The following is a 3,670-nucleotide window of genomic DNA, read 5'->3' as shown; positions in this document are numbered from 1 at the left end:
GGTGAGATTGCGTAAGGCCTTGCCCTACCGCAAGCTTGGGGGGGGGCGATATGCACTCACAATCGACCCGGCTCAAAGCCAGCCGGTCTGGTCACTTAGGCGAGTGGCTGGCGCACGCGCATCGAGCGTTACGGAAACGGGCGCTTGCGTGACATCCCATTTCATACTTAAGTTTACGTGAATAGGCTTCATACGTGGGAAGAGTGCGCTGTGGGTGGAGGGTGTCTGGGAGGCCAGCTAAGGGCCAGAACCGACCATTCACACGACCTGATTGCCAAAGCGACTTATAAAATGAGCTCTTCTAGCAGAGATGATTGGTCTCCAAGCTTAATTGCTACATATTCTGCAATAATGATTGTGTTTATGATTACACCAGGAGGTAACTCTGCAATAACAGTATCATTGATTTTTTTATTAATATTGGCCTCGATAATCGCGTTCGTATGGTTCTGGTACGATCTATTTAGATGGCGCCTACGCCATGCGCTATCGATCATTATCGCAGTCACTGCGGTATTTGGTATCGGCTATTACGCGCCTCTGTTGCAACAGAGCAAAGATAAAATCGATTTTAAGTTACGGCAAGCCGGATTTGAGCAGCAGGTGGAAGATGCACGCTCGAAGCAGACTGCTCAAGAACCGTTACAGATCGTCGTCGATTACGAGGATCAGTCTGTCTTCGTAACAGCGAACTCGTTCTACTACATCCTCTATGATGAAACTGACGGTACCGGACCATACAAGGGCGATTTTTGGCCTTTCACAGCATCTCCTACTGGAACGATCTCAGTGGGGACGCCAAAGTATATGCAACATCTTACTGGACACTTTTACAGCTTCCGTTCCTCATATTAATCGGCTCGAATGCCGCTGCTGCGGCCAAGCTGACGATTCATGACTTATTGTTGTTCTGAGGCAAATGAGTCCAAGGGTCGCCTATGAGTTGGAAGCGGACCCTCGAATGTCGATCAAACGACCTTTTTGCTGACAGTTGGCCATTCTCATAGCGCGTTGTGTGGGACCGAGGGTGTCGCGCGAACGCGAGAACCTACTCTCAACTTTAGTAGATTGAACAGGATTTTAGATCTTCGAGCGGGTACCTCTGCTAACGCTTCGTTAACCACGTTGACTGCGCATTGGTAGGTGTCCAGAGGGACTAGCCATGCGCCACATCCATGTCGTACCCGGTCTGCGCTTACGGTTCGCCGGCCGCGACGAGACCTTCAACGAAGGAGTTGAAATCGGTCTCCTCGCGGCTCGACTTGCATCGGGCAGTGCTGAGTTCACGATGACCTTAGCCGTCAGTACGCTGGACCAAGCGCGTATGCTGGCGACGAACATGGGCTACCGCCTGCACGTTACGATGGTGGATGAAGGAGCGGTCGAGGTCATGTTCCTTACCGGAAGCCGCCGGCCCAAACTGCAACTTGTGTATGATAAGCTCCGCGCACGCTCATAGGTACAGCTCCTCAGCGCGAGCTTGACTCGGCGAGCTCATCCGAGGCGAGCGGCTGGATCAAGAAGCTCCAAACGCGGCAGTCTGGGCTTTTCCCTCGTTTGAACGTTGGCGTTTCATGAGGAACCTGCCAATGATCGACGAGCCGCGCCACATGCAGATGCGGCAGATCGTGGCCGGTCTTTCCGAGGGCGTGATCCTGATCGAGCCGGATCAGACCATCGCCTACGCAAATGCCGCCGCCGTGATGATGCATGGCGTTGCGGACGCGAGCGATCTCGGTGCCACCGTTTCGGAGTACCGCGCGAACTTCACGCTGCACTACCGCAATCACCGGGGGATCGGACCGCTGCAGCATCCCCTCGATCGGGTGCTCGCTGGCGAAGTGTTTCGCGACGTCGTGGTGGAGTTGGTTCCGACTCGGGAACCGTCACACAGGTGGATGCACCGCATCCGCAGCTTGGTGACCACCGATGTGGATGGCACGCCGAGCGGCCTTGCCCTGGTGATGCAGGATGTGAGCGAGCGGTACCAGGCCGAGGCCCGGTTCGAGCGCATGTTCAACGCCAACCCGGCCCCGGCGATCATCTGCCGGATCGCTGATCTCCGCTTCGTGCGGGTCAACCATGGTTTCCTCGACCTCACCGGCTACCATCGTGACGATGTGCTCGGCCGAACTTTTTGCGAGATCGACCTGCTGCGCGAGGCTGAGCGGCGGGAAATGGCGATCCAGCGCCTGCATGCGGGCCACACCATTCCGCAAATGGAAGCACAACTCGCCACCCCTTGTGGGAAAGGTCGCTACGTGATCGTGGCCGGGCATGCGATCGAGATGCCGGGCCCGGGCGGCACGGAGCCATGCATGCTGTTCACTTTCGCTGACCTAGAGGACCGCCGGAAGGCCGAGATGTCCTTGCGCCATAGCGAGGAGCGCTTTGCCAAGGCGTTCGACCTCTCGCCGGTGCCGAGCGCACTGATGAGTGCGGACGGATTGGAGATTACCAGCGTCAACCAGGCCTTCGCGACGGCGTTCGGACACGCCCCCGAGAGTGTGGACGGCCAATCGCTCGCCGACCTTGCGCTTTGGGTCGATCGCGCCGAGCAGCGCAAGTTCTCACGCGATCTGAAGCGGCGTGGCAGTGTGCGGGGCTTCGAAGCTGTGTTGCAGGATGCGGCAAACGCCGAGATCGACTGCCTGATCTCGGCCGAGCGGGTGATCATCAACGACGAGGCCTGCGTGCTGTGCGTTTTCCAGGACATCACTGGCCGCAAGCGCTCGGAGCGCGAGTTGATCACCGCGATCGAGGCGGTGATGGCGGACGCATCGTGGTTCAGCCATGGGGTGATCGACAAGTTGGCGACCCTGCGCAACCCGACCCGCATTGGCCGGCCATCGGTCGCGGTCGAGAACCTGACGAGCCGTGAGCGGGACATGCTCACGCGGATCTGCCAGGGGGACACCGACCAGGAGATTGGCGCCGAGCTGAAGCTGTCGCCGAACACGGTCCGGAATCACGTCTCGGCGCTCTACCGCAAGCTTGGGGTCAACCGCCGCAGCGCCGTGGTGGTGTGGGCGCAGGAGCGTGGGATCGGCCCGAACACCCGGCACCTACGCTGATGCGGGGGAAACCGTGACGGAACTACCAAGTCGATTTGGTACAAATGTACTTTATGTAAATTGTCGGAACTTCGAGTAGAATTCCTTATTACGCAGTGGTAGCTCTGCTCAAGCGAGCACCTCGGAAGATCATCCCCCTGGGTTGATATGAGGAGATCCGTGTGGCCGGGCGTCGGAAGGTGCTCTCTCCCGACCATATCCGGGCACTGATCAAGGAAGCCATCGGCATCATCGAGGGCGACCACGCGATCCAGGCGGAAGCCGCCGCTGAGATCGCCGCCATCGAAGCTGCGCATACGTCGTCGACCCCCAGGGCAAGATCGAAGCGCTCGACCCACAGGTGATGCTGGGGCGGCGAGTAGGCGCGCGGGCTGCACTCATCTTCTGCACACCGTCAGCACATCTGCAGAGGCAGGCCTCCCAACCCAACTGCATGAAGTGGAACTGAACCATGTCCCTCCTCGCCTGGATCGTGCTCGGCCTGATCGCCGGCTTCATCGGCAGCAAGATCGTCAACAACACCGGCCAGGGGCTCGTCGTCGACATCCTGCTCGGCATCGTCGGCGCCGTCGTCGGCGGCTTCCTGTTCAACCAGT

General features: G+C 58.6%; 5 protein-coding genes. All 5 read left to right on the top strand.

All coding sequences use genetic code 11. The annotated features are described in order from the left end of the window. Nucleotides 1–291 precede the first annotated feature (291 nt). Nucleotides 292–855, top strand: coding sequence for a hypothetical protein (locus tag MKK68_RS26910; RefSeq protein ID WP_244033479.1), 564 nt, complete (start codon nt 292–294; stop codon nt 853–855). 307 nt (nt 856–1,162) lie between these two features. Then, nucleotides 1,163–1,459 (top strand): hypothetical protein, encoded by a 297-nt coding sequence (locus tag MKK68_RS26905; RefSeq protein ID WP_244033478.1) that lies wholly within the window; start codon nt 1,163–1,165, stop codon nt 1,457–1,459. 130 nt (nt 1,460–1,589) lie between these two features. Next, complete coding sequence (locus tag MKK68_RS26900) at nt 1,590–3,074, top strand: PAS domain S-box protein (protein WP_244033477.1); 1,485 nt, start codon at nt 1,590–1,592, stop codon at nt 3,072–3,074. A 179-nt stretch (nt 3,075–3,253) separates the two neighbouring features. Further along, nucleotides 3,254–3,418 carry a hypothetical protein gene (locus MKK68_RS26895; RefSeq protein ID WP_244033476.1) on the top strand — a complete coding sequence of 55 codons (165 nt, stop codon included), beginning with the start codon at nt 3,254–3,256 and terminating at the stop codon, nt 3,416–3,418. A gap of 107 nt (nt 3,419–3,525) precedes the next feature. Further along, a partial coding sequence (locus tag MKK68_RS26890) for a GlsB/YeaQ/YmgE family stress response membrane protein (RefSeq protein WP_244033480.1) occupies nt 3,526–3,670 on the top strand: 145 nt, incomplete at its 3' end.

It is taken from the genome of Methylobacterium sp. E-016 (assembly GCF_022829745.1).
Taxonomy (GTDB): Bacteria; Pseudomonadota; Alphaproteobacteria; order Rhizobiales; family Beijerinckiaceae; genus Methylobacterium.
This window is presented reverse-complemented; position numbering and strand designations above follow the sequence as displayed.